Source organism: Variovorax sp. VNK109 (assembly GCF_049445855.1).
In the GTDB taxonomy this organism is placed as follows: Bacteria; Pseudomonadota; Gammaproteobacteria; order Burkholderiales; family Burkholderiaceae_C; genus JAGOCV01.
In genome coordinates this window covers 310,631-336,563 of record NZ_JBMSDV010000001.1, presented here as the reverse complement: position 1 = coordinate 336,563, position 25,933 = coordinate 310,631, and the positions used below count along the sequence as shown (strand labels likewise).

26 protein-coding genes are annotated in these 25,933 nt (G+C 66.4%); 13 read left to right on the top strand and 13 right to left on the bottom strand.

Features of this window, described 5'->3' with window-relative positions:
- Positions 1-109: 109 nt before the first annotated feature.
- The gene (locus ACO2Q9_RS01560) at positions 110-574 is read left to right on the top strand and encodes a CBS domain-containing protein (protein ID WP_423307612.1); all 465 of its coding nucleotides are present in this window, start codon (positions 110-112) and stop codon (positions 572-574) included.
- Positions 575-597: 23 nt separating this feature from the next.
- On the opposite strand, the gene ACO2Q9_RS01555 is transcribed toward ACO2Q9_RS01560, so the two are convergent.
- Positions 598-1,821, bottom strand: a complete 1,224-nt coding sequence (locus ACO2Q9_RS01555; protein ID WP_423309876.1) for a polyhydroxyalkanoate depolymerase — start codon at positions 1,819-1,821, stop codon at positions 598-600.
- 151 nt (positions 1,822-1,972) lie between these two features.
- Between ACO2Q9_RS01555 and ACO2Q9_RS01550 the strand changes: the two genes are divergently transcribed.
- Entirely contained in the window at positions 1,973-2,632 is a 660-nt protein-coding gene (locus tag ACO2Q9_RS01550; RefSeq protein ID WP_423307610.1) for a glutathione S-transferase, read from the top strand.
- An 86-nt stretch (positions 2,633-2,718) separates the two neighbouring features.
- Here ACO2Q9_RS01550 and ACO2Q9_RS01545 read toward each other — a convergent pair whose 3' ends face one another.
- Positions 2,719-3,141, bottom strand: coding sequence for a cupin domain-containing protein (locus ACO2Q9_RS01545; RefSeq protein ID WP_423307608.1), 423 nt, complete (start codon positions 3,139-3,141; stop codon positions 2,719-2,721).
- A 95-nt stretch (positions 3,142-3,236) separates the two neighbouring features.
- Here ACO2Q9_RS01545 and aroC point away from each other — a divergent pair, with 95 nt between their 5' ends.
- Positions 3,237-4,331: a chorismate synthase gene (gene aroC / locus ACO2Q9_RS01540; protein ID WP_423307606.1), complete on the top strand. Its 1,095-nt coding sequence runs from the start codon at positions 3,237-3,239 to the stop codon at positions 4,329-4,331.
- On the top strand, positions 4,331-5,512 hold the full coding sequence (locus ACO2Q9_RS01535; protein WP_423307604.1) for an MFS transporter: 1,182 nt from the start codon (positions 4,331-4,333) through the stop codon (positions 5,510-5,512). The genes aroC and ACO2Q9_RS01535 overlap by 1 nt, the downstream gene beginning before the upstream one ends.
- A 25-nt stretch (positions 5,513-5,537) precedes the next feature.
- Here ACO2Q9_RS01535 and ACO2Q9_RS01530 read toward each other — a convergent pair whose 3' ends face one another.
- Positions 5,538-6,422: a DMT family transporter gene (locus tag ACO2Q9_RS01530; protein WP_423307602.1), complete on the bottom strand. Its 885-nt coding sequence runs from the start codon at positions 6,420-6,422 to the stop codon at positions 5,538-5,540.
- Positions 6,423-6,538: 116 nt separating this feature from the next.
- Here ACO2Q9_RS01530 and ACO2Q9_RS01525 point away from each other — a divergent pair, with 116 nt between their 5' ends.
- A complete protein-coding gene (locus ACO2Q9_RS01525; RefSeq protein WP_423309874.1) occupies positions 6,539-7,564 on the top strand; it encodes an aldo/keto reductase in 1,026 nt (341 codons plus the stop codon).
- A 48-nt stretch (positions 7,565-7,612) separates the two neighbouring features.
- On the opposite strand, the gene ACO2Q9_RS01520 is transcribed toward ACO2Q9_RS01525, so the two are convergent.
- On the bottom strand, positions 7,613-8,677 hold the full coding sequence (locus tag ACO2Q9_RS01520; protein WP_423307600.1) for an alpha/beta hydrolase: 1,065 nt from the start codon (positions 8,675-8,677) through the stop codon (positions 7,613-7,615).
- Between the two features lie 71 nt (positions 8,678-8,748).
- Between ACO2Q9_RS01520 and aroQ the strand changes: the two genes are divergently transcribed.
- Entirely contained in the window at positions 8,749-9,201 is a 453-nt protein-coding gene (aroQ, locus tag ACO2Q9_RS01515) for a type II 3-dehydroquinate dehydratase (protein WP_423307598.1), read from the top strand.
- On the opposite strand, the gene ACO2Q9_RS01510 is transcribed toward aroQ, so the two are convergent.
- Genes ACO2Q9_RS01510 through ACO2Q9_RS01500 form a run of 3 tightly spaced genes read right to left on the bottom strand, consistent with a single transcriptional unit; the run spans position 9,202 to position 12,065 of the window.
- Positions 9,202-10,182, bottom strand: coding sequence for a Bug family tripartite tricarboxylate transporter substrate binding protein (locus ACO2Q9_RS01510; RefSeq protein ID WP_423307596.1), 981 nt, complete (start codon positions 10,180-10,182; stop codon positions 9,202-9,204).
- The gene (locus ACO2Q9_RS01505; protein WP_423307594.1) at positions 10,179-11,390 is read right to left on the bottom strand and encodes an MFS transporter; all 1,212 of its coding nucleotides are present in this window, start codon (positions 11,388-11,390) and stop codon (positions 10,179-10,181) included. The genes ACO2Q9_RS01510 and ACO2Q9_RS01505 overlap by 4 nt, the downstream gene beginning before the upstream one ends.
- Positions 11,391-11,414: 24 nt before the next feature.
- A complete protein-coding gene (locus ACO2Q9_RS01500) occupies positions 11,415-12,065 on the bottom strand; it encodes an RraA family protein (protein ID WP_423307592.1) in 651 nt (216 codons plus the stop codon).
- Between the two features lie 119 nt (positions 12,066-12,184).
- Here ACO2Q9_RS01500 and ACO2Q9_RS01495 point away from each other — a divergent pair, with 119 nt between their 5' ends.
- The 4 genes from ACO2Q9_RS01495 to ACO2Q9_RS01480 are packed head-to-tail and all read left to right on the top strand — an operon-like array spanning position 12,185 to position 15,169.
- Entirely contained in the window at positions 12,185-12,964 is a 780-nt protein-coding gene (locus tag ACO2Q9_RS01495; protein WP_423309872.1) for an IclR family transcriptional regulator, read from the top strand.
- Positions 12,965-12,976: 12 nt separating this feature from the next.
- Positions 12,977-13,843: an alpha/beta fold hydrolase gene (locus ACO2Q9_RS01490; RefSeq protein WP_423307590.1), complete on the top strand. Its 867-nt coding sequence runs from the start codon at positions 12,977-12,979 to the stop codon at positions 13,841-13,843.
- Entirely contained in the window at positions 13,840-14,430 is a 591-nt protein-coding gene (locus ACO2Q9_RS01485; RefSeq protein ID WP_423307588.1) for a restriction endonuclease, read from the top strand. Before ACO2Q9_RS01490 ends, ACO2Q9_RS01485 begins: the two co-directional genes overlap by 4 nt.
- 46 nt (positions 14,431-14,476) lie before the next feature.
- Positions 14,477-15,169 (top strand): DsbA family oxidoreductase, encoded by a 693-nt coding sequence (locus ACO2Q9_RS01480; RefSeq protein WP_423307586.1) that lies wholly within the window; start codon positions 14,477-14,479, stop codon positions 15,167-15,169.
- Positions 15,170-15,194: 25 nt separating this feature from the next.
- On the opposite strand, the gene ACO2Q9_RS01475 is transcribed toward ACO2Q9_RS01480, so the two are convergent.
- The 3 genes from ACO2Q9_RS01475 to ACO2Q9_RS01465 all read right to left on the bottom strand — a co-directional run bounded on the left by ACO2Q9_RS01475 (position 15,195) and on the right by ACO2Q9_RS01465 (position 17,661).
- Positions 15,195-15,923, bottom strand: coding sequence for an alpha/beta fold hydrolase (locus tag ACO2Q9_RS01475; protein WP_423307584.1), 729 nt, complete (start codon positions 15,921-15,923; stop codon positions 15,195-15,197).
- 108 nt (positions 15,924-16,031) lie between these two features.
- A complete protein-coding gene (locus ACO2Q9_RS01470; RefSeq protein WP_423307582.1) occupies positions 16,032-17,018 on the bottom strand; it encodes a helix-turn-helix domain-containing protein in 987 nt (328 codons plus the stop codon).
- A gap of 79 nt (positions 17,019-17,097) precedes the next feature.
- Entirely contained in the window at positions 17,098-17,661 is a 564-nt protein-coding gene (locus ACO2Q9_RS01465) for a bactofilin family protein (protein WP_423307580.1), read from the bottom strand.
- Positions 17,662-17,859: 198 nt separating this feature from the next.
- Here ACO2Q9_RS01465 and ACO2Q9_RS01460 point away from each other — a divergent pair, with 198 nt between their 5' ends.
- Positions 17,860-18,690, top strand: coding sequence for a DODA-type extradiol aromatic ring-opening family dioxygenase (locus ACO2Q9_RS01460; protein WP_423307578.1), 831 nt, complete (start codon positions 17,860-17,862; stop codon positions 18,688-18,690).
- Between the two features lie 64 nt (positions 18,691-18,754).
- On the opposite strand, the gene ACO2Q9_RS01455 is transcribed toward ACO2Q9_RS01460, so the two are convergent.
- Both ACO2Q9_RS01455 and ACO2Q9_RS01450 read right to left on the bottom strand, forming a co-directional pair.
- A complete protein-coding gene (locus tag ACO2Q9_RS01455; RefSeq protein ID WP_423307576.1) occupies positions 18,755-20,266 on the bottom strand; it encodes a tripartite tricarboxylate transporter permease in 1,512 nt (503 codons plus the stop codon).
- A 13-nt stretch (positions 20,267-20,279) separates the two neighbouring features.
- The gene (locus ACO2Q9_RS01450; protein WP_423307574.1) at positions 20,280-20,768 is read right to left on the bottom strand and encodes a tripartite tricarboxylate transporter TctB family protein; all 489 of its coding nucleotides are present in this window, start codon (positions 20,766-20,768) and stop codon (positions 20,280-20,282) included.
- 144 nt (positions 20,769-20,912) lie between these two features.
- On the opposite strand from ACO2Q9_RS01450, the gene ACO2Q9_RS01445 reads away from it, so the two are divergent.
- Positions 20,913-21,617 carry a response regulator transcription factor gene (locus ACO2Q9_RS01445; protein ID WP_423307572.1) on the top strand — a complete coding sequence of 235 codons (705 nt, stop codon included), beginning with the start codon at positions 20,913-20,915 and terminating at the stop codon, positions 21,615-21,617.
- Positions 21,614-23,038, top strand: a complete 1,425-nt coding sequence (locus tag ACO2Q9_RS01440; protein ID WP_423307570.1) for a sensor histidine kinase — start codon at positions 21,614-21,616, stop codon at positions 23,036-23,038. The genes ACO2Q9_RS01445 and ACO2Q9_RS01440 overlap by 4 nt, the downstream gene beginning before the upstream one ends.
- Here ACO2Q9_RS01440 and gcvP read toward each other — a convergent pair.
- Complete coding sequence (gene gcvP, locus ACO2Q9_RS01435; protein WP_423307568.1) at positions 23,029-25,920, bottom strand: aminomethyl-transferring glycine dehydrogenase; 2,892 nt, start codon at positions 25,918-25,920, stop codon at positions 23,029-23,031. The two genes, ACO2Q9_RS01440 and gcvP, sit on opposite strands and share 10 nt — an antisense overlap.
- Between the last annotated feature and the right edge of the window lie 13 nt (positions 25,921-25,933).

Here is a 25,933-nt window from a genome sequence, read left to right as displayed (position 1 = left end):
GTCGCGGGCACTTGACCCGTGCGCGCCGACGTTGTTGAATGGCCCTGATTGTGGGCCATTTGTGGGCTATATTTCAGACCCGCGACCCCGGAACCCGAGGAGAAAAACGATGAAAGTCAGCGACATCCTGCGCGTGAAGGGCGGCACACTCTTCACAGTCACCCCCGACGAGCCCCTGGCGCTGGCCATCCAGGCCATGGCCGAAAAGGACATCGGCTCGCTCGTCGTCATGGAGCATGGCGATCTGGTCGGCATGCTCACCTTCCGCGAAGTCATCCAGACCATCGTCAAGAACGGCGGACAGGTCGGCAACTCGCTCGTGCGTTCGGCCATGGACGACCACCCGCTCACCTGCACCTTCGAGACCGAACTCGACGAAGTCCGCCGCATGATGCTGGAGCGCCACGCGCGTTACATGCCGGTCATGGACAAGCGCATGCTCATGGGTGTCATCAGCTTCTACGACGTGGCCAAGGCCGTCGTGGACAGCCAGAACTTCGAGAACAAGATGCTCAAGGCCTACATCCGCGACTGGCCCGAGGAAGAGTCCAGCGACAGCGCGCCGCGGCTCTGAGCTTTCTTCCGTGAAGCGCGGCCTCAGCCGAGGCTCGCGTGGATCATCTCCCGCACGCGCGGGTAGATCTGCTGGTTCCACTTGCGACCGCTGAACACACCGTAGTGGCCCACGCCGGCCTGCAGGTGGTTGCTCTTCATGTACGGGCGGATACCGCTGCACATGTCGAGCGCAGCCACGGTCTGGCCGACGGCACAGATGTCGTCGCGCTCGCCTTCCACCGTCAGCAGCCAGGTCTTGCGGATGGCCGCCGGATTCACCGTGCGGCCCTGCCAGGTGAGCTTGCCCAGCGGCAGGTCGTAGGTCTGGAAGACCTTGTTCACCGTCTCCAGGTAGAACTCGGCGGGCAGGTCGTTCACCGCCAGGTATTCGTCGTAGAAGGTGCCGATGGTCTGCGCCTTGTCGACTTCGCCTTCGACCAGGTGCTGGTACATGTCCTCGAACGACTTCTTGTGCCGCTCCATGTTCATGCTCATGAAGGCGGACAGCTGCACGAAGCCCGGGTACACGCGGCGCATGAAGCCCGCATGCGGCAGCGGCACGTGGCTGATGAGGTTCTTCTCGAACCATTCGATCGGTTTGCTCACGGCCAGCCGGTTCACCTCGGTCGGGTTCACGCGGCAGTCCACCGGGCCGGCCATCAGCGTGAGCGTGCGGGGTTGCGCGGGGTTGTTGTCCTCGGCCATCACGGCGGTGGCGGCCAGCGCCGCCACGCAGGGCTGGCACACCGCCACCATGTGTACCGGCACGCCCGATTCCGCGTGCACGGCTTCGGTGAAGCGGATCATGTAGGTGATGTAGTCCTCCAGACCGAACGCGCCGTTGCGCAGCGACACGTCGCGCGCGTTGTGCCAGTCGGTGATGTAGACGTCGTGGTCCTGCAGCAGCGTGCGCACGGTCTCGCGCAGCAGCGTGGCGAAGTGGCCGGACAGCGGCGCCACCAGCAGCACCGGCGGATGGCCCTTGACGCCTTCCTTGCGGAAGCGCAGCAGCGTGCCGAAGGGCAGGCTCAGCTTCTTCTCCTCGATGACCGGAACTTCCTTCTCGCCGACCATGACGGAATCGATACGGTACGGCGGGCGGCTGTGCGTGAGCCGCATGCGGGAGAACACTTCACTGGCGGCAGACATCTGTCTCACGATGCTGCGCTCCGTGTCACGCAACCAGAGGCTGGTGCTGGCCTGCTGGGCCAGAAGCCTCAGCGGCGACATGAGGTCGGATTGGAGCTGGTAGGCCTGATAGAGCATGGGGTTCCTGAAGGTGACCTTCTGGGACATTGTGAGGCAATTTGCGGGCCAATGCTGCGCTGCAGCATCGCGCATGTGACGCAGCCGACGAACGGAGCGCACCGTTCTGGCACAGGGCTTGCTGACTGCTGGACAACAGGAGCACGACACCATGGCCACCAAAGCCGTCCTCACCATCAGCAGCAAGAACTACGGCGCGTGGGCATTGCGTGGCTGGCTCATGGCCCGGCTGGCGGGGCTCGACTTCACCGAGAAGGTCATCCCGCCGGACGATCCGGCGATGAAGGCCGAAATCCTGCTGCTGTCCGCGTCGATGCTGGTGCCTTCGCTGCAGCACAACGGCATCAAGGTGTGGGACACGCTGGCCATCGGCGAGTACATCAACGAAGTCAAACCCAAGGCGGGCCTGCTGCCGGCAGATGCCAAGGCGCGCGCGCACTGCCGCGCCATCTGCGGCGAGATGCACTCGGGCTTCTCTGCCATGCGCGCGTCGCTGCCCATGAACATCAAGGCCCGCTTTCCGGGCTTCAAGGTGTGGTCGCGTGCGCAGGGAGACATCGATCGCGTGATCGCCATCTGGAAGGAGTGCCTGGCTACCTATGGCGGCCCATTCCTCTTCGGCAAGCAGCCCTGTATGGCCGACGCGATGTATGCGCCGGTCGTGACGCGCTTCATGACCTATGACGTGGCGCTGGACAAGGTGTGCACTGCGTACTGCAAGCGCATGATGGAACTGCCCGCGATGCAGGAATGGGTGACTGCCGCAAAGCAGGAGCCCGACGAGATCGACGAACTCGACGCCGAATTCTGATCTCCCCCGAAGCGCCTTTGGCGCCTCCCCCCAGGGGGGCGGCATCGGCGGCCCGGCGGAGCCGGTTCCGCGATGCCTCTGGCTTTTTACTTCCAGGGGGTGGGGGCCGGGATTTCGCAGACCGGCTCGACGTCCACCGTCTTGAAGTCGGCGGGGGAGACGATCTCCAGGTATTCCATGTCGGGCGAATAGTCGAACAGGTAGTGGCGGATGCCCGGGCGCTGGTGCACCACGTCGCCGGCTTCGACCAGGGTTTCCTTGTCCTCGTACATGAACCTGGCCCAACCCTTGACCATGATCACGATCTGGAAGTCCGCCTCATGTCGGTGCCAGCCCGTGCCCACTTCCGGTGCCATGTTGGCCTTGACGAGGTGCGCGATGACCTTGCCGTGGGTGGCTTCGGCGATGCCGAGGTCGCGGTAGAGGAAGAAGTCGCGCAGTCCGCCTGACACGTAGTCGGTGTCGGTCAGCTTCACATGCGAAAACTTTGTTGAGGTTCTATCCAGCATGGGTGGCTCTCCTTTGTCAGCAAATAAGGAATGCTGCAGTGCGGCAGAAAGCATGAACCGTTCCCACTTTCTCCCCTCTGGGATAATCCGGGCCCATGAGCGGCAACACCCTTGGAACCCTGTTCGCGGTCACGAATTTCGGTGAATCGCATGGCCCGGCCATTGGCTGCGTGATCGACGGCTGCCCCCCGGGCATGGAACTGTCGGAGGCCGACATCCAGCCCGACCTGGACCGCCGCCGTCCCGGCACCAGCCGGCACGTCACCCAGCGCGACGAGGCCGACAGGGTGGAAATCCTCTCCGGCGTGTACGAAGGCAGGACCACAGGTACGCCGATCTGCCTGCTCATCCGCAACACCGACCAGCGCAGCAAGGACTATTCGGCCATTGCCCAGTCCTACCGTCCCGGCCATGCCGACTACACCTACATGCACAAGTACGGCCTGCGCGACCCGCGTGGCGGCGGCCGTTCCTCCGCGCGCCTCACCGCGCCAACCGTGGCGGCAGGCGCGGTGGCGAAGAAATGGCTGGCCCAGCACGGCATCGCGTTCCGCGGTTGCATGACGCAGGTGGGCGAAGTGGAGATTCCCTTCGAGAGCTGGGACCACGTGCCCAACAACCCGTTCTTCGCACCAGTGGCCGACGTGTCGAAGCTCGAGGACTACATGGACGCACTGCGCAAGGCCGGCGACTCGTGCGGCGCGAAGCTGCGCGTCACGGCCACCGGCATGCCGGTCGGCCTGGGTGAGCCGCTGTACGACCGGCTGGATGCCGACATCGCCAAGGCCATGATGGGCCTGAATGCGGTGAAGGGCGTGGAGATCGGTGCCGGCTTTGCGAGTGTGTCGCAACGCGGCACCACGCATGGCGACTCGCTTTCGCCCGGTGGCTTCAAGTCCAACAATGCGGGCGGCGTGCTCGGCGGCATCAGCACCGGGCAGGACCTGGAAGTGAGCATCGCCATCAAGCCGACCAGCTCCATCATCAGCCCGCGCGAAACCATCGACGTGCAGGGCAACAGCACCGAGATTGTCACCAAGGGCCGTCACGACCCGTGCGTGGGCATCCGTGCCACGCCGATCGCCGAGGCGCTGCTCGCGCTGGTGGTGATGGACCACATGCTCCGCAACCGCGCGCAGTGCGGCGACGTGAAGCCCGAAGTCTTGCCCATCAAGGCGTCGTTCCTCTGATGCCGCCGGCCCCGATAGCGGCGGCGCAAAGCCGCCAGCTCGTGCCGTTCGCGTTCCTGTCGGCGAGCTACTTCGCGCACATCGGGTTCTTCAATCCCTACCTGCCGCTCTGGCTGAAAGAGCTGGGCCTGCCGATCTTCGTGATCAGCCTGCTCACGTCGGTGCAGTCGTTCACGCGCGTCTTCGCGCCCTACATCTGGGGCGCCATCAGCGACCGCACGGGCGAGCGCGTGCGCCTGCTGCGCTACAGCGCGGCCGTCGCGATGGTGGGTTCGCTCGGCTTGTGGATTTCCGGTGGCGGCTGGTGGTTGGGCTTCGTGCTGCTGGTCGTGTTCATCCACACGAGTTCGATGATGTCGCTCACCGAAGCCGCCATGGCGCATCTGGTGGCGGGCGACTGGGGCCGCTACGGGCGCATCCGCCTCTGGGGGTCGGCGGGTTTCCTGCTGACGGTGTTCCTTGCCGGCGGCTGGTTCCAGTACTTCGGCATGGGCCACTTCCCCGCGTGGGCCGGCATCACGTTGCTGCTGGTGCTGGTGGCCACGATGCGCCTGCCCGACGTGCGCGAAACAGCGGTCCACCACAAGACGGCGGACGAACCCGTGATGCCGGTGCTGCGCAAGCCGGCGGTGCGCTGGTTCTTCGCCTCGCTGCTGTTCCACGTCATGGCGCACTTCGCGGTGTATGCCTTCCTCTCGCTCTACCTCGACTCGCTGGGCTACAGCAAGGGCATGATCGGCGCGCTCTGGGCCGTGTCGGTGGTGGTGGAGATCGGCTGGTTCTTCCTGCAGGGACGGCTGATCGGCAAGCTGCCGATGACGCGCTGGCTCGTCGTCTGCGGTGCATTGACGGCGCTGCGCATGGCGACCACCGGTCTGCTGGGCGATGTGCTCATGGCGGTCCTGCTCGCACAGCTGCTGCATGCCTTCACCTTCGCCACGCACCACACGGTGTGCATTGCGCTCGTGTCGCACTACTTCCCCGATCGCCTGCGCGGTCGTGGGCAGGCGCTCTTCACCGTCATCGGCTATGGCTTTGGCGGCGTGGCGGGGGTGCTGGCCGGCGGCGCGATCGCGTCGCAGTGGGGCTTCGACGTGCTGTTCGTCGCGGCGGCCGGGCTCGGTATGGTGGCAACGGCCTGCGCGTGGCAGGTGTTCAAGGTCGAGCACCCGGAGGCTTGAGGGGCGGCGCTCTGGGTTCCTGCGCTCAGGGTTCCGGCGGCGCGCCCCTGAACGGGTTGAATCCGGTGATCAGCGCCGTGGCGATCAGCACCAGCGCGCAACCGGGCAGCATGCCCGGCGTCACTGGCTCGCCCAGGAACAGGTTGCCCCAGGTCACGCCGAAGAACGGAATCATGAATGCCGCGGAGTTGGCCGCGCTCGGCGGGATCTCGCGCAGCAGCCGCATGCTGATCCAGTACATGAAGCCCGAGGTGATCGTGCCCAGCACCAGCATCGACACTGCAGCAGGAATGCTGAACTGCATCGACGGCACGGTCGCCATGGTGGGGATGGCCAGCAAGGCGGCCGCTGCCACGTGCACGGTGGCCGAGGCGGTCAGGGGCTCGTGATCGCGCGTGGCGCGTTTCATCATCACCGAACCCAGGCCATAGCTGGCTGCGGCCACGGTGCAGGCCACGGCGGCCAACACGACGCGTGCGCTGGTTTCCACGGGGCCGAGCTGCACCAGCAAGGCCACGCCGGCGAAGCCGATGGCGCAGCCGATCACGCGGCGCAGGGTGAGCTTCTCCTCGCCCAGCATGGCCGCGAAGATGGCGCCGAAGAGCGGCATCGTGGCGTTCAGCACGGCCGAGTAGCCGGCCGGCAGCGAGAGGGACGCCCAGTTGAACAGCAGGAAGGGAATCACCAGCGTGAAAATGGCCAGGCGCGTGAGCGACGCCCAGGCCGAGCGAGCCGGCCAGCGCTGGCCGAGCCAGCGCATCAGCAGGCCGAGCACGATGGCGGCCAGCAGGCAGCGGATGCCCGCCACGCCCCACGGGCCGAGGGCGGGGCTTGCAACGCGGATGAAGGGAAAGGATGCGCCCCACAGGGCGGACATCGCGACCAGTTGGGCGAAGTGACGGGTTTTCATGCAGGCACGGCATTGTCGTGCAAGCCCGGGATTTCTGCCGTACGCTCAGCCATTCACCGCCAGCCGGCCACGACAACGGCGACCACAACGGCGACCACAACGAGGAGTCAGAACGCATGCAGTACACCAAGCTCGGCCACACCGGCCTCACCGTTTCACGCATCTGTCTGGGCATGATGACCTACGGCACGCCGCAGTGGCGCCCGTGGGTGATGGAGGAGGCCGCGTCTCGCCCGGTGGTCAAGCACGCAGTGGAGCTGGGCATCAACTTCTTCGACACCGCCGACATGTATTCGGCAGGTGAATCCGAAGTGCTCACCGGCAAGTTCGTGCGCGAGTTCTGCCGGCGGGAAGAGGTGGTCATCGCCACCAAGGTGTACTACCCGGTGGAACTCGGCTTCAAGGGCGGCGCGAGCTCGGCGGCCAAGCCCGACCGCAAGCCCAACATGGACGGGCTCTCGCGCAAGCGCCTGTTCCACGCGGTGGACGCGAGCCTCGAGCGCCTGGGCACTGATTACATCGATCTCTACCAGATCCACCGCCTCGACCACGGCACGCCGATCGAGGAAATCATGGAGGCGCTGCACGACATCGTGAAGTCCGGAAAGGTGCGCTACATCGGCGCGTCCAGCATGTTCGCGTGGCAGTTCGCCAAGGCGCAGCACATCGCGGCCGCGCGCGGCCACACGAAATTCGTGAGCATGCAGAACCACTACAACCTCGTCTACCGCGAGGAAGAGCGCGAGATGATCCCGCAGTGCAAGGATCAGGGCGTCGCGCTGCTGCCGTGGAGTCCGCTGGCGCGCGGCTTCCTCGCAGGCAATCGCAAGACTGGCGACAAGGACAGCGGAGAAACCAGCCGTGCCCGCACCGACGACATTGCGCAGAGCTACTACTACCGCAAGGGCGACTTCAAGGTGGTGGACGCTCTCACGAAGCTTGCGGCGAAGAAGGGCGTGGGCAATGCCACGCTGGCGTATGCGTGGCTGATGCACAAGGGCGTCACCGCGCCCATCGTCGGCGCGAGCAAGACCTGGCAACTCGATCAGGCGGCTGCGGCGATGGAGGTGAGCATCACGCCGGCGGAGATGGAGAGGCTGGAAGCGGCGTACGAGCCGCATCCGGTGCTGGGGCACGTCTGAGGCAGTCCGGGCCTTCGTCAGTCCTTGGTGCGTGTGCGGGCAACCGCGCTAGCGCCGCGGCGTATTCGCCTCGATGAACTCCGTGATCGCGCGCACGACACCACCGGCCAACGGCAGATCCGTCACCACATAGGTGGACATGTTCGCATTGCGGTCGTCGCTGGTCACCTGCTTGAGCACGTGGTTGGCGCTGGGCAGGAACACCAGCTTCGCGCGTTGCTGCGCTTGCTGCAGCCGCTGCGCATCGGTGACGCTGACCTGGATATCGCGTTCGCCCTGCAGGATGAGCACGGGCAGCCGCGTGCCCGCGATCAGAACGGCCGGATCGAGCGGGAAGGTGTTCATGAGGTAGCCCTGCACCGATGGGTGGAAGATCGATGCGAGGGCCGGATGCATCGCACCGGTGTCCACGCGTCGGCCCGCTTCGAGGGCGTCGATGGCGGCCAGTGCCTGGTCGAGCAGCGGTGCATTCGCGGGGTTGGTGCGGAACTGCTCGCGCAACACCTGACCCAGCGGCCGGCCCGGCGTAGCGACGAGGATCAGGCCGCAGATGTCTGGCGGCAGCCCCTGTCCGGCGGCCAGTGCGACGACACCGCCTTCGCTGTGGCCGAGCAGCCAGATGCACGGTGCCGCCGTGGCTTCGCGCAGCGGGGCGATCCAGTTGCGCACGTCGGTCGCGTAGTCGGCGATGGTGACGGCATTGGGGTCGGCCACTGCGGCGCTGCTGCCGAACAGCCCGCGCTTGTCGATGCGCAGACTGCTGATGTTCTGCTGCGCCAGCGCCTCGGCCAGCAGGCGGTAGGTGGATGCGCGGATGCCAGCCGGGCTGTTGCCGTCGCGATCGGTGGGGCCGGAACCGGGGATGATGAGCACGGCCGGTGCGGGCTGCGGCGCCAAGGTCGCCGCGACTGCGGCGGAAACATTGGTCGGCACCGGGGCTTCGGGCACCTGTGCCATGCGCAGCGTGCCGCCGAGTGGCCCGGCGGGGCCGGGTGTCTGCAGTTGCCGCTCCTGCGCCATCGCACCTTGCGCGCAGGCCAGGGCCAGTACGCCATGGGTGATCAGCGTCCTTGCGGTGCACGCAATGGCGCGCGGTGCCGTGTTGCCTCTCATCGGGTAAGTCCTCGGGTGGCCAGCATGCATCGTAAGTGCTTCACGCCAACCCCTCCACTAGAATGCCCCGCATGAAAACCGCGCTTGTCCTCAACGGTCCCAACCTCAACCTGCTCGGCACGCGCGAGCCTGCCGTCTATGGCGCGCATACGCTGGCCGACGTCGAGAAGCTCTGCGCCGATGCGTGCGCGGCGCACGGGCTGAAGCTGGACTTCCGCCAGACCAGCCACGAGGGCGCGCTGGTGGACTGGATCCACGAAGCCGGCAAGGCGCAGGCGGCGGGCACGCTGGCCGGTGTGATCCTGAACGCGGGCGCGTACACGCACACCTCCATCGCGCTGCACGACGCCATCAAGGGCGCTGCCGTGACGGTGATCGAACTTCACATCTCCAACGTGCACGCGCGCGAGGCGTTCCGCCATCACTCGTACATCTCGCCCGTCGCCAAAGCCGTGATGTGCGGCTTCGGCGTGTCGGGCTACCCGCTGGCCATCGCGGGTCTGGCAGCCCTCACGGCCGGCTGATCACTCGATCTCGATCTTCGCTTCCTTGATCAGTTTCGCCCACTTGTCGGTGTCGCGCTTCATCAGGGCCTGGAGTTCCGCCGCGCTGCTGGCCTGCAGGTCCACGCCCTGATCCGACAGCTTCTTGCGCAGCACCGGGTCGGCGGCGACTTTCTTCATCTCTTCATTCAGGCGATTCGCCACCGCGGCCGGCGTGCCCTTGGGCGCGAAGAAGGCATACCAGGTGGTGTATTCCACGCCGGGCACCGTGGCCGAGATCAGCGGCACACCGGCGGTGTCGGCACCGTCGCTCGGCGCAGTGAGGCCGATCACGCGGATGCTGCCCTTGTCCACCAGCGGCTTGAGCGACGGCATGCTCGAGAAGAGCGCCTGCACCTGGCCCGAGCTGATGTCCACCATCACCTGCGACGTGCCCTTGTACGGCACGTGCACCACGTCCACCTTGCCCTGGTACTTGAAGAGTTCCATGCCCAGGTGCGCCAGGCCGCCGGTGCCGGCCGAGCCGAAGTTCACCTTGCCCGGGTTGGCCTTCGCATAGTCCACGAGTTCCTTGACCGACTTCACGGGCAACTTGCTGGTGACCACCAGCACGTGCGGGCTGGTGGCGACCTGGCCGACCGGCTCGAGCGTGGCGAGCGCATCGGCGCTGGCCTTCATGGTGATCGGCTGGATGGTCACGTTGCCTGACGCGGCCATCAGCAGCACGTGGCCGTCGGCGGGGCCGCGCGACACCGTGTTCATGGCGGGAATGCCGTGCCCACCGCCCGCGTTCTCGACCACGAAGCTCTGACCCAGCTGGTTGGTGAGCTTCTGCGCCACTTCGCGCGCGACGATGTCGGCCGGGCCGCCTGCTGCGAACGGGACGACGATGCGCACCGGCTTGTTCGGCCAGGACTGCGCCGATGCGATGCTGCCGGTACCCATGGCGCAGGCAATGGCTGCAGCGGCGCCGGCACGCAGGATGAAGTTGCGTTTGTTCATGGTGATCTCCTTGGGTTTGAAATGGATGAGGGGCCCTGCAGCAGCCGTTGCAGGACGAGGGCGAGTGACATCAGGCAGGCCAGCACGCCAAACGCGTGGCGCGGGCCGATGGCGGAAGAAAGCAGGCCGACCAGCAGGTGGCCGATGGGCATGGCGCCCATGAACGCCATGCTGTACAGGCCCACGACGCCACCGCGCACGGCGTCGCTTGCGCGGTGTTGCAACGTGGCATTCACGGAGGTGGACGAGAATGTGAGCGTGAAGCCGATCACGACGAAGCAGGGCACGGCCATGGCCGGCCAGAGCGACGCCGCCACCCCCGCGAGCGCGGCCACGCTGATCCATGGCGCCCACACCAGCGCCGATGGCCCGAGCGCGAAGCGCGACGACAGCAGCAGGGCTGCGACGAACGAGCCCGCGCCGGCGCAACTGAAGAAAAGGCCGGTGTAGGCAGCTGCGTTGCCGAACTGCTGCGCCGCCAGCACGGGGATGAGCGTCTGGTACGTGCCGACGAACAGGCCCATGCAGGTGATCACGGGCAGGTAGCGTCGGGCGAATTCGTCGCCACGCGCGAACTGCAGCGCGCCGCGAAGTCCGCCTGCAGCCTTGACTTCGATGCGGCGCGTCTCGATGCCTTGCACGCAGAAGCGCATGGTGAGGATGCCCACGAAGCTGCACCCGATGGCAGCCGTCGGTCCCGCATGGGAATAGATGACCGCAGCGACAGCAGGGCCCGCCATGCGGCCGACATTGAAGACCACCGTGTTCATGGCCACGGCGTTCGAAAGCCTGGACCGGTCTTCCAGCGACGAGGTCAGCATCAGCTGCCGCGCCGGGGTTTCCATGGCGCTCAGCACGCCGAGCGCCAGCGATGCAACGAGGATGGCTGCAGGTGTGAGCATGCCCAGGAGAGAAGCCGCCAGCAGCGCGGCCGAGACCGCGAGCGTGCAAGCCAGGATGCGCAGCACCGTGTCGCGTGAGTTCTGCGGCTTGATCCGTCCGCCGAACAACGGCGCGACGACCAGCATCGGCCCGTACAGCAGGAAGTTCAGCAGGCCGAGCGCAGCCGGCGAATGCGTGCCGTCCCACAGCAGCAGGTTGAGCGTGATGGCCTGCACCCAGAAGCCGAGCACGGATGCGGCCTGGCCCAGCATGTAGCGGCGCACGCCGCGCTCGGCCAGTGCAGGAAAGTTGCGCAGCAGGGCCACGTCTTTTTCCCTTTCGTGGGTGCCTCAGCCGAGGTCCGGCGTCCTGTCCGGTGCGAACTGCACGTTCGCTGCAGCCAGCGATTCCTTCAGCCAGCCCGCGACCAGCTCGCCGCGCCCGATGGCCGCAAGACGTGCCTGTTCGCGCTTGAACTTGGCCTCGGCACCGGCCAGCAGCGTCCCGCGCTGGGCGACGGGCAGCACAACGACGCCGTCGTCGTCGCCGAAGACCCAGTCGCCAGTGGACACGGGCGCGCCGCAGCACTGGATGGACTCGCCAACCGAGCCGTCGCCCTTCTTGTGCGGGCCTGCGGGGTGCACGCCGAGCGCGAAGGCCGGCAGGCCGATGTGCAGCAGTTCCGCCGCGTCGCGCATCACGCCGTCGATGACCACGCCGCCCACCGAACTGGCGCTCGCCTGCGTGGACATGATGCCGCCCATCAGCGCGCGTTCGCGATGGCCCTGGCCGTCGATGACGAGTATCTCGCCGGGCTGGACCACCGCCAGTGCGGCGTGGATGGCGAGGTTGTCCCCGGGCGGCACGCTGACCGTGAGCGCCGGACCGAACATGCGCAGGCCGGGGGTGAGCGGACGGATGTCGCTCCTGAGCGGCAACGCGCCGGCATCGGCGAGCAGGGTGGAAGTCAGCCAGTCGGGGATGGGGGATGGTTTCGTCATTCTGGATGTCTCTTTGGCGCCTGTCCCGGGCGCGTTGCCGAAATTGTATTGGCTGAAATCATGTTGTACGTGGCAAAATATCTGTTCCCGACCTGGAGGCAATGACATGGGTGAACACAATGGGCAATGACGGCGTCACGGCCGTGGAACGCGCGCTCGGCCTGCTGGACTGCTTCCGGCCCGGTGAAGAAAGCCTCACGCTGGCGGCCTTCGCTTCACGCGTGAAGCTGCACAAGACAACGATCTACCGCCTGCTCAATTCGCTCACGCGCATGGGCTACGTGCTGCGCCAGCCGGGCGGCGCGTACACGCTCGGGCCGCGCGTGCTGTACCTCGGGCGTGTCTACGAGCTCGGCTTCCAGATGTCGGACTGGGTGGTGCCGCGGCTGCGCGAGTTGTCGCAGGCCACCGACGAGACCGCGTCTTATTACGTCGAGAGTGCCGGGCAGCGCATGTGCCTGTTCCGCATCCAGCCTCGTGAAGGCCTGCACCAGCATGTGCTGGCCGGCAGCCTGCTTCCGTTCGACGACAGTTCCACCGGACAGGTGTTCCGCCACTGGGGCTTGCAGGGCGCTGTGCACCTCGGCGTGCCGGCACCGGCGCTGCCCGTGCAGACAAGCGGCGTGCGTGATTCGTTCACCGCGTCGATGTGCGTGCCCGTGTTCGGCCAGGACGACCAGTTCGTCGGTGCGATGACGCTGTCGGGCCTGCGCGATCGCGTCGAGCAAAAGCGTCCGGCGTTCGTCGCCGCGTTGCTGCAGCAGGCGGACAGCCTGTCGGCTGCGCTGGGTGCATCGCCCGCGCAGCGCGCGCTGTTGCTGGGTGGCTTACCATCGACCGCTCCGGGCAAGTCGCGCAAACCGCGCAAACTGCGCAAACCGCATGAAAGCGCAGCCTGAGCCCGTTCCAAGATGTCTTCACTGATCCAGAAACTGCAGTCCAGCGCCACCCGCATCGAAACGCCTTGCGGCGACGGCACGCTCGTCTGGCATGTGTGGGATGAGACGCCGGGCGGCGGCGATCCGCTCGTGCTGCTGCATGGCGGCAGCGGCAGCTGGACGCACTGGCTGCGCAACATCCAGCCGCTGGTGGATGCGGGCCGCCGTGTCATCGCGCCCGACCTGCCGGGCTTCGGCGATTCCGCATTGCCGCCCGGCGGCGACGATGCCGATGCGATGCCCGCGCCGCTCGAAGCGGGCCTGTCGCAGATCGCCGGCGATGCGGCCGTCGATCTGGTGGGCTTCTCCTTCGGTGGCATGGTGGCCGGTTTGTGGATGGCCATGAAGCCGTCGCGCGTGAAGCGGCTCGTGGTGGTCGGTGCCCCCGCGATGGGCGTCGTCTCGTCGCGCCAGGTCGACCTGCGCGGCTGGCGCCATCTGGACGACCCGGCCGCGCGCGACGCCATCCACCGGCACAACCTGGCAGCGTTGATGGTGAAGGACCCCGCAACCATCGACGATGACGCGCTCACGCTGCATCGCACCAACGTCGTGCGCGACCGCCTGCCGCGCCGCCGTCTCGCATTCACGCGCGTGCTTGCCGATGCGCTGGCCCACGCCGATTGCCCCGTGCATGCCATCTATGGCGAGCACGACGCCATCTACACCGGCCGGCATCCGCAGCTGGCGGCAGCTTTCGCCCTTTCCACGCCGTACTTCGTGCAGATGCACTGGGTGCCGGACGCCGGTCATTGGGTGCAGTACGAAAAACCCGGGGCTGTCGATGCCTTGCTCGCACAGATCCTCGAAAAGAAACCCCAACCGGAAGGACGCGCATGAAGTTCAGGATGTCCGAGAAGTCACTGTTCGCGGTGCTGCTGCGCTCGCCCTGGTGGGTGAGCCTGCTGGTGGCAGCGGGCTTCGCTGCCGTGGCGCGCGCGCTGTTGCCCGAGCGCTTCCAGACGGTGGGCATGCTCGGCTCGTTCCCGTTCGTGGTCATCGGTGCCATCGCCGCGTGGCGGCAGTGGAAGGCACCGAGCGCCGCGCGTGTGACAGAAACGCTGGAAGCCGTATCCACCATGCCGTGGAAGAACTTCGAAGCCCTGCTGCGTGATGCCTGGACGCGTGACGGCTACACCGTGACGGCGGGTTCCGGCGGCGCGGACCTGCGCCTCGAGAAGGCGGGACGCACGACGATGGTTTCGGCCCGACGCTGGAAGGCCGGCAACCACGGCGCAGAGCCGATCCGCGAACTGGCCGCCGCCGTGCGCAAGGCAGATGCAAGCGGTGCCATCTACGTTGCGCTGGCTGCGCTCAATGAGAACACGGCGGCACTGCTCAAGACAGAAGGCGTGCAATTGCTGCAGGGCGAAGCGCTGGCCGCGCTCATTGCAGGGTCGATGCCGACGGTGCAGCAGAAAAAGTGACGCGGCGGCACAATCGGCGGCTTCTCCTGCCGACATGCCCGCTGCCATGACCACTGCCACAACCGCAACCACAGCCTCTGCTGCCCCCACCCTCAAGATCGATTTCGTCTCCGACGTGTCGTGCCCCTGGTGCGCCATCGGCCTGTCGGCGCTGGAGCAGGCGATCGAGCGCGTCGGCAGCGAAGTGAAGGCAGAGCTGCACTTCCAGCCTTTCGAGCTGAACCCGCAGATGTGGGCCGGCGGTCAGGAAATCACCGAGCACCTCTCGCAGAAATACGGATCGACGGCCGAGCAGCAGGCGTCCATCCGCGAAACCATCCGCCAGCGCGGCGAAGCCGTGGGCTTCACCTTCCGCATGGAAGGGCGCGACCGCATCTACAACACTTTCAATGCGCACCGCCTGCTGCACTGGGCCGATGTGGAAGGCGCACCGGGCCAGCAGCACGCCTTGAAGAAAGCGTTGTTCACAGCTTATTTCACTGACGGCAAGGCGCCCGAGTCCAGCGACGTGCTGCTCGACGCCGTGCGCAGCGCCGGCCTGGACGACAGGCGCGCGGCCGAAGTGCTGGCCGGTGACGAATTCGCGGCCGAGACGCGCGAAGCCGAGCAGATGTACCTGAACGCGGGCATCCACTCGGTGCCGGCCATCATCTTCAACGACCGGCACCTCATCTCCGGTGGCCAGCCGGTGGAAGTGTTCGAGCAGGCGCTGCGCCAGCTCGCTGCCGAAGCGGCCTGAGCCGATCCGGCCCGGCGCGGCGCGGTCAGTCCCGCCCGGCCTTCACGATCGCGTCGGCGATGGTCGCCGGGTCGGTGAACCAGATCTCGTGGCTGCCCTGGCATTCGACCAGGCGGAACAAACCCAGCTTTTCGGACAGGCGCGGATGCCACGGATGGCCGTGCGGCATCGCGGTGTCCTGCTGGCAGTTGATGTAGGACTTGCCGACCTGCGCGGCAGCCATCGGCATCTTGAGCTCCGCCTTGTCGGTGAAGGTCTTGTAGGGGTGGGGATTGAGCGCCGCGTACGACGACTCGGCCAGCGCGAGGTCCGCGTCGTTGATGAAAGCCTCGCGCCAGATCGGAAAGGGCAGCATGACGGCGTTGGCATTGGCGGCGGCGATTTCGTCGAACAGCGACAGGTAGTGCGGCGGCACCAGGTCGTTCAGGCATTCGCCCGGGTTCGGCACGAAGGCATTCACGTACACCAGGCGCTGGATGCGGTCGGGAATGCGGTCGTAGGTCATCGAGATCACCATGCCGCCGTAGCTGTGGCCCACGAGCCGCACCTGCTTCAGGTCTTTCGAGACGATGTAGTCGACCAGTGAATCGACGGCGTCTTTCAGGCCTGTGGTGGTCTTGTTGTCGCCGGGGCGGTTGCCTGCGAGCGTGGGGCAGTGGACGGTGTGACCGGCCTTGCGCATGAGCGCTGCGGTGGCTTCGAGTTCGGCGCCGGTGTGCCATGCGCCGTGGACGATGACGTAGGTGTCGGACATGGGAATCTCCTGTGCTGTGGTGCGCGCAGTATGAAGACGGCATGCAGCGATGCATGGTCTGTGCGTGCCAGGCCGATGGCCGGATTGCGACAGGGCGGAACCGAAGGATCAGTGCATGGTGCCGCGCCATTGCGCGGGAGTCCGGCCCGTATTCGCCTTGAAGACGCGCGTGAAGTGCGATGCGTCGGTGAAGCCGCAGCGGCGGCCCACTTCAGCGCTGGTGAGACGCGCGAACGCCGTGGCGCGCAGCATGTCGGCCGCGCGGCGGATGCGCAGGACCTGCAGTTGCTGCAGGAAGGGCAGGCCGTCTTTCGCGAACGCGCGGTGCAGGGTGCGCGGTGAGATGCCGAGTGCGTCGGCGATCACGGTTGCGGTGAGTTGGCTCTGGGACAGACGCTCGAGCATCAGGTGCTCGGCGCGCTCTCGCAGGCCGGCAGCCTGCTGCGGCGGCATCGCGTCCTGCGGATTGAAGGTCGCCGCCATCACGGCACCGAGGTGATCGGCAATCAGCGGCTGCGGCAGCGCCAGTGCATTGCCCAGGTTGCTGCACAGCTGCTGTGTCATCGCGTGCACCGAGCGGCCCCAGCCTTCCTCGGCACGCAACGCGCGAAGGCCGCGTGCGTCGGGAGCCTGCAACCACTGGCCCAGCCAATGGCGCGGCATCTGTACCGAGAGGCAGTCCACGCCTTCGGGAAAGTGGAATTCGTAGGGCCTGGAGGCATCCACCAGAACGGCGTCGCCCGGTCTCAGGCGCAGCGCTTCACCATCCTGCTTCACATGCCAGTGATACCGCGTGTCGCTGATCAGGTAGAACGGGCTGGCACTCGCCCGCGTGATCGCCTGGCGTGTGCGGAAAACTTCCTGAGGCGCTGCCCTGACGACATTGAGGTTGATCGACGGCGTGGCGAGGCATTGCAGTGAACCGTCGAAGCTGTTGCGGCGTACCGAGTCGCAATCCATTTCGAGGAAGGCCTCGCAGATCGCGCCTACCCAATAGTCGAGCCGCTGGTCCTGCGTCACGAGGTCCGTCGACCAGCGGGCAATGCCCGTGGAGGTACCCGGTGCGGGGGAGGGTGTGGATGCGGCGAGGGCCATGTGGCGTTCTAGCACGCCGCATGGGCCCGCGTCCATTCGTTCAAGCGCGAACCGGGATGGCCCGCGCCTTTCGCGCGGCTCAGGCTGCGGCCTGGATTCCCTGGCGGGTGGCCGGGTTCAGACGCGCTGCAGGTGCACACTCGATCTCGCCGGCCAATTGACCGCCTTCCTCGATGATGAGCTTGCCGTAGCGGATCTTGCCGGTCACGCGACCGCTGGAATGGATGACCAGCTTCTGGCGCACGGTGAGGTTGCCGTCGAACTCGCCATGGATTTCAGCGATGTCGATCTCGGCCGAGCCCTTGAACGCGCCACGCTCGGAGATTTCGATCACGCGGGAATCCATCGTCGCCTCGACCGTGCCCTCGACCACCAGCGTGTCGCAGTCGGTGATTTCCACGCCCTTGAGCTTGATGTTCGGGCCCACGGTGAGCTTGCTGCCGCCTTCGCCCTTCGTTTCTGCACGGGGCGCCACTGCGGCCTGCACGGCCTGAGCCGCCTGCATGGCGGGGTTCACCTCTCCCTGCGCATTGTGGGTTTGCGGTGCGCGGCCGCTGTTGAGCGGGGTCGCGCCGGACGACAGGTTGCGGGAATTCAGGGTGTCCGATTCGCGCTTGCCGAAGAAAGGTGATTGCATTGCCATGGGCTCTCCAGTGAAAGACTGCATGCTACGCAGCACCCTCGTCGAAAGCTTCACCGCTTGTGCAAGATCGGTAACCAGTGGCGTATTGCGACAGGTATTTACCGGAATCGGAGTAATGCGTCATTGGCACCATCTGCGCAACGATGCATCCCACGCCGGCCCCTTTATGCCGCACGTCACCGACCGTACATTCCCATCATGGACACGCACAACATTCTTGCCCCGGCATCACTGCCGGCACTTTTCATCTCCCACGGTGCTCCGCTGTTCGCGGTGGAACCCGGCGAGACCGGTCCCGCGCTCACCCGTTACGGCGAAGGGCTGCTTGCGGAGAAGGGCAGCGCGATCCGCGGCATCGTCATCATGTCGCCGCACTGGATGGCGCGCCTTCCCGCGGTCATGACCAATCCCGCACCCGAAACCTGGCACGACTTCGGCGGCTTCCCGCCCGCGCTCTACCGCCTGCAGTACCCAGCGCCTGGCGCGCCTGAGCTCGGCGTGGAGGTGCTGAACCTGCTGCGTGACGCCGGCTTCGATGCACGGCCCGACGAGAACCGGCCGATGGACCACGGCGCCTGGGTGCCGCTCATGCACCTGTTCCCGCAGGCCAACATTCCCGTGGTGCAGGTGGCTTTGCCTGCCGGCGCCAGCGCGGCGCAAGTGCTCGACATGGGCCGCGCCGTGCGCAGCCTGCGCGAGCAGGGTGTGCTGGTCGTCGGCTCGGGCAGCATGACGCACAACCTGGCCGAGTTCTTCGGCGGTCATCGCGAGCCGGCACCGTATGTCATCGAGTTCAGCCGCTGGGTGGAAGACGCCATCGCACGCGGCGATGTGGAAGCGATGCTGGACTACCGCCAGCGTGCCCCTCATGCCCGTCGCGCACACCCGAGCGAAGACCACTTCCTGCCACTCTTCTTCGCGCTGGGCGCGGGCGGCTGGGGCGAAGACCCGGGCGTGAAGCCCGAATACCTCAGCCGCGAGGTCATGTACAGCATGCTCGCGATGGATACCTTCGCATTGCGGGGCTGATCGCAACGCCAATGAAAAAGGGCGATCTTGCGATCGCCCTTTTCGTTCTGGCAGCGTGCCGTCGTCACTCCTCGACGAAGGCTTCCTCGCGTTTGCTCTTCACCGCAGGCAGCAGCACGATGACGAGCAGCAGCACGGCAGCCGCCAGCAGGCCAGCAGACAGCGGACGCGTGACGAACACGCTCCAGTCGCCACGCGAGAGCAGCAGCGCGCGTCGCAGGTTCTCTTCCATCATCGGGCCCAGGATGAAGCCCAGCAGCAGCGGTGCGGGTTCGCAGCCGAGCTTGATGAAGAGGTAGCCGATCACGCCGAAGATCGCGACCATCCAGATGTCGAACGTGTTGTTGTTCGTGGAGTACACGCCGATCGCGCAGAACAGCACGATGGACGGGAACAGCCAGCGGTAGGGCACGGTGAGCAGCTTGATCCAGATGCCGATGAGCGGCAGGTTCAGGATGATCAGCATCGCATTGCCGATCCACATCGAGGCGATCAGGCCCCAGAACAGCTCGGGGTTGCTGGTCATGACCTGCGGGCCGGGCTGGATGTTGTGGATGGTCATGGCGCCGACCATCAGCGCCATCACGGCGTTGGGCGGAATACCGAGCGTCAGCAGCGGGATGAACGAAGTCTGCGAACCGGCGTTGTTGGCGGACTCGGGGGAAGCCACACCACGGATGTTGCCCTTGCCGAACGGCACTTCACCGGGCTTGAGCTTGGTCTTCTTCTCGATCGTGTAGGCCGCGAACGAAGCGAGCAGCGCGCCGCCGCCGGGCAGGATACCGAGGGCCGCGCCCAGGGCTGTCCCGCGCAGGATGGCGGGTGTCATCAGCTTGAAGTCTTCCTTCGTGGGCATGAGGCCCTTCACCTTGCCGGTGAACACTTCGCGGTCTTCGTCGGGCTGCGAGAGGTTGTGGATGATTTCGCCGTAACCGAAAACACCCATCGCAATCACGATGAAGCCGATGCCGTCGGTCAGCTCGGGGATGTCGAACGAGTAGCGCGCAACACCCGAGTTCACGTCGGTTCCCACCAGGCCCAGCAACAGGCCCAGGATGATCATCGCAATCGCCTTGATGAGAGAGCCCGAGGCCAGCACCACGGCGCCGATCAGGCCCAGCACCATCAGCGAGAAGTATTCAGCGGGGCCGAACTTGAAGGCCACTTCAGTCAGCGGCGCTGCGAAGGCCGCAAGAATCAGCGTACCCACGCAACCGGCGAAGAACGAGCCGATGCCCGCAGCAGCGAGCGCCGGTCCGGCTCTCCCCTTGCGGGCCATCTGGTACCCGTCGATCACGGTCACCACCGAGGACGATTCACCCGGCAGGTTCACCAGGATGGCGGTGGTGGAACCACCGTATTGCGCGCCGTAGTAGATACCTGCCAGCATGATGAGTGCCGAGACGGGCGGCAGTGCGTAGGTGGCGGGCAGCAGCATGGCGATGGTGGCCACGGGGCCCACACCGGGCAGCACGCCGATCAGCGTTCCCAGCAGACAGCCGATGAAGGCATACAGCAGGTTCTGCAGCGTGAAGGCCACGCCGAAGCCGATGGAAAGGTTATTGATCAGATCCATGTCTGTGTCTCGTTCAACCGGTGATGAAGGTCGGCCAGACCTGGAACTGGAGCTTCAATGCCCAGACGAAAGCGATGTAGCTGCCCGCGGCCAGCACGGTGGCGAGGATGGCGGTTTCGCGGAAGTGGAACTTCTCGCCGGCCAGTGCCGACACGAATGTCAGGCCGTAGATGGCGACGATCAGCCCCATGGCCGGCACGCCGAAGCTCGGCAGGCCGCCCAGCAGGATGCCGAACAGCAGATTGGCGCCGATGATGTAGCCCAGCGGCTTCCACGCCCACTTGCCGATCTTGTCACCGTCTTCGGTCTCGGTGATCGTCGCCTTCAGCATGATCCCGGCGCCCAGGATGGCGAGGATCACACCCAGCAGCAGCGGGAAATAACCCGGCCCCATGCGCGCACCGGATCCGACCGTGTAATTGGTCGCGCCCCATGCGAATGCCGCCCCAACAGCGGTGAACATGAGGCCGGAAAAGAAATCTTTCTGGCTCTTGATTTTCACAATAGTGTCTTCCTCTTGGAAACTGGATAAGCCCGCCGTTTATCGACGCCAGCGCCTGACCTGAAGCTGACCTGCCGGCTAAGTGATTCCGCGTACGCAGTTCCCGTAGGGGGCGGTGCGCAGGTGTGGTGCATGATTTGCGGGATGCGAATCCTGCTGGTGGAAGACGACCTCGTGCTGCGCGACATGATGGCGCGCAGCCTGACCGATGCCGGCCATCGCGTGGACGTCGCACAGAGCGTGGAAGAGGCCGAACACTTCTGGCGCGTGCAGACCTTCGACGCCGTGCTGCTCGACCTGAACCTGCCGCTCACCAGCCATACGCAGAGCGGGCTGGGCAGCGGGCTGCGTGCATTGCGCAACGCGCGCGCCAATGGCGACCGCACGCCGGTGTTGATCCTCACCGCGCGCAACCGCACGGAAGAACGCATCGCCGGGCTCGATGCCGGTGCTGACGACTACCTCGGCAAGCCGTTCGACCTCGCGGAAGTGGAAGCCCGTCTGCGCGCGCTCGTGCGTCGTACCCAGCAGACCGAAGACAGGGTCGAGCTCGGCGGCCTCATGCTGGACCGCAGCAACCGCCGCTTCTTCATGGACGGCGCGCCGCTCAACCTGCCGGGTCGCGAGTTCGAGGTGTTGTGGGAACTCATGACGCCACCGGGCCGCGTGGTCAACAAGCGCATGCTGTCCAACAAGCTTTCCGAGTTCGACGAGGCGCTGGGCGATAACGCGCTCGAAGCCTTCATCTCGCGCCTGCGCAAGAAGCTCGTCGGCTCGGGCGTGCAGATCCGCACCCTGCGCGGGCTGGGCTATGTGGTCGAAGCGGTCGGGGCCGGAAGTGCGCAATGACCACGGCTGGCCAGCGCCCGACACCGTCGCTGCGCACGCGGCTGCTGCGCCATGTGTTGCTGCCGCTGGCCTGCACCTGGCTGGCCGGCACGCTGGTGGCGGTGGGCGTGGCGCAGTTCTTCGCAGGCCGCGCGTTCGACCGTTCACTGCTCGATGACGCCTACCTCGTGGCCGCCAACGTGCGGCTGCACGGCGACCAGCTCGCGCTCGACCTGACGGCCGACGAGGAAAGCGCCGTCCTGTTCGACCAGTCGGAGTCGATGCTGTTCAGCGTGCATCTGCCCGGGGGCCGCTTCGTCGGTGGACACGAAGGGCTGGAGCCCGCCGCAGTCGACGCAATCGGCGATGACGGCCCGTACCAGTTCCACGATCTCATCTGGCGCGGGCGTTCGCTGCGCGCAGTGACGCTCAGGCGCGAGCAGCCCCGGCCCTTCACCGTGGTGATGGCGCAGACCAACCGCAGCCGCAGCGCGCTGCTGCAAAGCGTGCTGCTGTATTCCATCGTGCCGCAGATCGTGCTGCTGGCGGGTCTTGCGCTCTGGCTGCGGCGCGTGATCGGGCGCGACACGCAACCGCTCGCCGAGCTCGAACACAAGCTGTACCGGCGCGACGAAAGAGACCTCACGCCCATCCACGTGGCGGCGCGCACCCGCGACGTGCAGCAACTGGGCGATGCGATCAACTCGCTGCTGGCCCGGCTGGACGCCAGCCTGCGCGCGCAGCGGGAGTTCGCGGGCAATGTGGCGCACGAGTTGCGCACACCGCTGGCGGGCATCCGTGCACTGGCCGAATACGGACTTGCGCAGAAGGACCCGCAGGCCTGGCGGGCGCAGCTCGAACGCATCGCAGGCAGCGAGGCGCGTGCAAGCCGGCTGGTTGATCAACTGCTCGCACTGGCCCTGGCGGAAGAAGTGCGCGCGGGCGTTGCGATGGAACCCGTGCCGCTGGACGTGCATGTTGCCGACGCCGTGCTGCGCTTCCTGCCACGCGCCGATGCGGCGGGGGTGGACCTCGGTGCGCGCGGTGCCGACGCGCCAGTGAATGTCCACGCGAACTTCACGCTGGTCGAAGGCATCCTCAACAACCTGATCGACAACGCATTGCGCTATGCCCGGCCGCCAGCAGGCGAGACACCGACAGTGACGGTGGCGCTGGCGCAGGACGCATCGGGGACGACGCTGTCGGTGACGGACAACGGACCGGGCCTGGCGCCGGCGTTCTACGAGCGCCTGTCGCAGCGCTGGGCGCAGGGCGAGTCGGGCCAGGTGCTGGGGCAGGGCGTCGGGCTGGGCCTTGCCATCGTGTCCCAATACGCGCAGCTCATGGGGGCGAAGCTGGCGCTGCAACCCGGCGCTGGCGGTTGCGGACTCACGGTGTCCGTCATGTTCCCCGCGCCGGCTGCGCCGGGCGTTCAGGCGTAATCGGACACCGGCACGCAACTGCAGAACAGGTTGCGGTCGCCGTAGACATTGTCCACGCGGCCGACCGGCACCCAGTACTTCGCGCCGCTGAGCGACGCCACCGGATAGGCGGCGGCTTCACGGCTGTAGGGCTTCGACCAGTCGTCACCCATCAGTGAAGCGGCGGTGTGCGGCGCGTTCTTCAGCGGATTGTCTTCACGCGGCCAATCCCCGCCTTCCACCTTGCGGATCTCTTCGCGGATGCCGATCATCGCGTCGATGAAGCGGTCGAGCTCGAACAGCGTCTCGCTTTCGGTCGGCTCCACCATCAGCGTGCCCGCGACGGGGAAGCTCAGCGTCGGCGCGTGGAAGCCGTAGTCGATGAGGCGCTTGGCGACGTCCTCCGCCGTCACGCCGCTGGTGTCTTTCAAAGGCCGCAGGTCCAGGATGCACTCGTGCGCCACGTGGCCGTTGGCGCTCGCGTACAGCGTCGGATAGTGGTCCTTCAGGCGCGCGCTGATGTAGTTGGCGCTGAGGATGGCCGTCTCGGTGGCCTGCGTGAGACCTTCGGGGCCCATCATGCGGCAGTACATCCAGCTGATCGGCAGCACGGCGGCGTTGCCCAGCGGTGCCGCGCTGACCGCACCCACGCCATTGGACGGCACACCGCCCGCTTCGTGGCCGGGCAGGAAGGGCACGAGGTCTTCGACCACGCACACCGGGCCGACGCCCGGGCCGCCGCCGCCGTGCGGAATGCAGAAGGTCTTGTGCAGGTTCAGGTGGCTCACGTCGCCGCCGAACTCGCCCGGCGCAGCCACGCCCACCAACGCGTTCATGTTGGCGCCGTCCACGTAGACGCGGCCACCGTGCTGGTGCACGAGCGCGCAGAGTTCCTTCACCTGCGTCTCGAACACGCCGTGCGTGCTGGGGTAGGTGATCATCACTGCCGCCAGTGCTGCGCTGTGCTGCTCGCACTTGGCCTGCAGGTCCGCCAGATCGACGTTGCCCTGTGCATCGCACGCGGTCACGACGACCTGCATGCCCACCATCTGCGCGCTGGCGGGGTTGGTGCCGTGTGCGGAAGACGGAATCAGGCAGATGTTGCGGTGCGCGTCGCCGCGCGATTCGTGCCACGCCTTGATGGCGAGCAGGCCGGCGTATTCGCCCTGGCTGCCCGCGTTGGGCTGCAGGCTGATGCCCGCGTAGCCGGTGGCCTGGCACAGCCATGCGCGCAGTTGTTCGTCGAGTTGCGCGTAGCCCGCGCGCTGGTCGGCGGGTGCGAAGGGATGGATGTTCGCGAACTCAGGCCAGGTGACGGGAATCATTTCGCTCGTCGCGTTGAGCTTCATCGTGCAACTGCCCAGCGGGATCATGCTGCGGTCGAGCGCGAGGTCCTTGTCGCTCAAGGACCGGATGTAGCGCAGCATGCCGGTCTCGGAGTGGTGCGTGTTGAACACCGGATGCGTGAGGAACGCGCTGGTGCGGCGCAGCTCCGCCGGGATCATCGGCTCGATGCCCTTGGCGAAATCGTTGACGTCGGGCAGTGCTTGCCCGTCGATCGCGAAGATCGACCAGAGCTGCTCGATGTCGTTGCGCGTCGTGGTCTCGTCGAACGACATGCTCACGTATTCGCCCCACGCAAGGCGCAGGTTCACGCCGGCGTCGAGTGCGCGGGCCATGAGGCTGGCCGCCTTGTCGCCGGCTTTCACGGTGACCGTGTCGAACACATGCTCGCTGGTGAGCGTGAAGCCCATGCGCTTGAGGCCCGTTGCGAGGATGGCGGTGTACGCCGCCACGCGCTGCGCAATGCGCTTCAGGCCCGCAGGGCCGTGGTACACGGCGTACATGCTCGCGATGACGGCCGGCAACACCTGCGCTGTGCAGATGTTGGACGTGGCCTTCTCTCGGCGGATGTGCTGCTCGCGCGTCTGCAGCGCGAGGCGGTAAGCCGGCTTGCCGTGCACGTCCACGCTCACACCCACCAGCCGGCCGGGCAGCGAACGCTTGAATTCATCGCGGCAGGCGAGGTAGGCCGCGTGCGGGCCGCCGTTGCACAGCGGCATGCCGAAGCGCTGCGTGGTGCCGAGCACGATGTCCGCGTCGAACTCGCCGGGGGGCGTGAGCAGGGTGAGCGCCAGCAGGTCGGCGGCGACGATGAAGGCCGCCTGTTTCGCGTGGGCGCGCTTCACTTCCTCACGCAGGTCGTCGATGCGACCGCTGGTCGTGGGGTACTGCGCCAGCACGGCGAAGTAGTCGCCGTTCATCAGTTTTTCCCACTCGGGCGCCGAATTCGCCAGCTTCACCTCGATGCCCAGCGGCTTCGCGCGTGTCTGGATCACCTCGATGGTCTGCGCATGGCAATCGCCAGCGACGATGAACACGTTGCTCTTCGACTTGACGCTGCGCTTGGCCAGCGTCATGGCCTCGGCGGCAGACGTGGCTTCGTCGAGCATCGACGCATTGGCGATCGGCATGCCGGTCAGGTCGCACACCATGGTCTGGAAATTCACCAGCGCTTCCATGCGGCCCTGGCTGATCTCGGCCTGATACGGCGTGTACGCCGTGTACCAGGCCGGGTTCTCCAGGATGTTGCGCAGGATGACGCCGGGCGTGTGCGTGCCGTAGTAGCCCTGCCCGATCCAGCTCTTGAGCACCTGGTTCTTTTTCGCGATGGCCTTGAGTTCGGCGAGCGCCGCGCTCTCGGTGACGGGTGCCGGCAGGTCCATGGCCTGTGCGCGGCGGATCGACGGCGGCACGATGCCCTCGATCAGCTCACGTCGCGACGCCGAGCCGATGACGCCGAGCATCTTCTTCTCGTCCTCCGGCTCGATGCCGATGTGGCGGGCGATGAATTCGTCGGCGTTTTCCAGGTCGCCAAGCGGCGGGGCGGATTGCATCAGCATGGGGCGTCTCGGG

Bases quoted from the DNA above. Each gene is read 5' to 3' on its own strand.
- ACO2Q9_RS01500 (WP_423307592.1), bottom strand. From the start codon at position 12,065: ATGACGAAACCATCCCCCATCCCCGACTGGCTGACTTCCACCCTGCTC.
- ACO2Q9_RS01495 (WP_423309872.1), top strand. From the start codon at position 12,185: ATGGGCAATGACGGCGTCACGGCCGTGGAACGCGCGCTCGGCCTGCTG.
- ACO2Q9_RS01480 (WP_423307586.1), top strand. From the start codon at position 14,477: ATGACCACTGCCACAACCGCAACCACAGCCTCTGCTGCCCCCACCCTC.
- ACO2Q9_RS01560 (WP_423307612.1), top strand. From the start codon at position 110: ATGAAAGTCAGCGACATCCTGCGCGTGAAGGGCGGCACACTCTTCACA.
- ACO2Q9_RS01445 (WP_423307572.1), top strand. From the start codon at position 20,913: ATGCGAATCCTGCTGGTGGAAGACGACCTCGTGCTGCGCGACATGATG.
- ACO2Q9_RS01530 (WP_423307602.1), bottom strand. From the start codon at position 6,422: ATGAAAACCCGTCACTTCGCCCAACTGGTCGCGATGTCCGCCCTGTGG.
- ACO2Q9_RS01510 (WP_423307596.1), bottom strand. From the start codon at position 10,182: ATGAACAAACGCAACTTCATCCTGCGTGCCGGCGCCGCTGCAGCCATT.
- ACO2Q9_RS01550 (WP_423307610.1), top strand. From the start codon at position 1,973: ATGGCCACCAAAGCCGTCCTCACCATCAGCAGCAAGAACTACGGCGCG.
- ACO2Q9_RS01545 (WP_423307608.1), bottom strand. From the start codon at position 3,141: ATGCTGGATAGAACCTCAACAAAGTTTTCGCATGTGAAGCTGACCGAC.
- ACO2Q9_RS01485 (WP_423307588.1), top strand. From the start codon at position 13,840: ATGAAGTTCAGGATGTCCGAGAAGTCACTGTTCGCGGTGCTGCTGCGC.
- ACO2Q9_RS01455 (WP_423307576.1), bottom strand. From the start codon at position 20,266: ATGGATCTGATCAATAACCTTTCCATCGGCTTCGGCGTGGCCTTCACG.
- ACO2Q9_RS01555 (WP_423309876.1), bottom strand. From the start codon at position 1,821: ATGCTCTATCAGGCCTACCAGCTCCAATCCGACCTCATGTCGCCGCTG.
- ACO2Q9_RS01525 (WP_423309874.1), top strand. From the start codon at position 6,539: ATGCAGTACACCAAGCTCGGCCACACCGGCCTCACCGTTTCACGCATC.
- aroC (WP_423307606.1), top strand. From the start codon at position 3,237: ATGAGCGGCAACACCCTTGGAACCCTGTTCGCGGTCACGAATTTCGGT.
- ACO2Q9_RS01475 (WP_423307584.1), bottom strand. From the start codon at position 15,923: ATGTCCGACACCTACGTCATCGTCCACGGCGCATGGCACACCGGCGCC.
- gcvP (WP_423307568.1), bottom strand. From the start codon at position 25,920: ATGCTGATGCAATCCGCCCCGCCGCTTGGCGACCTGGAAAACGCCGAC.
- ACO2Q9_RS01470 (WP_423307582.1), bottom strand. From the start codon at position 17,018: ATGGCCCTCGCCGCATCCACACCCTCCCCCGCACCGGGTACCTCCACG.
- ACO2Q9_RS01440 (WP_423307570.1), top strand. From the start codon at position 21,614: ATGACCACGGCTGGCCAGCGCCCGACACCGTCGCTGCGCACGCGGCTG.
- ACO2Q9_RS01535 (WP_423307604.1), top strand. From the start codon at position 4,331: ATGCCGCCGGCCCCGATAGCGGCGGCGCAAAGCCGCCAGCTCGTGCCG.
- ACO2Q9_RS01460 (WP_423307578.1), top strand. From the start codon at position 17,860: ATGGACACGCACAACATTCTTGCCCCGGCATCACTGCCGGCACTTTTC.
- ACO2Q9_RS01465 (WP_423307580.1), bottom strand. From the start codon at position 17,661: ATGGCAATGCAATCACCTTTCTTCGGCAAGCGCGAATCGGACACCCTG.
- aroQ (WP_423307598.1), top strand. From the start codon at position 8,749: ATGAAAACCGCGCTTGTCCTCAACGGTCCCAACCTCAACCTGCTCGGC.
- ACO2Q9_RS01520 (WP_423307600.1), bottom strand. From the start codon at position 8,677: ATGAGAGGCAACACGGCACCGCGCGCCATTGCGTGCACCGCAAGGACG.
- ACO2Q9_RS01490 (WP_423307590.1), top strand. From the start codon at position 12,977: ATGTCTTCACTGATCCAGAAACTGCAGTCCAGCGCCACCCGCATCGAA.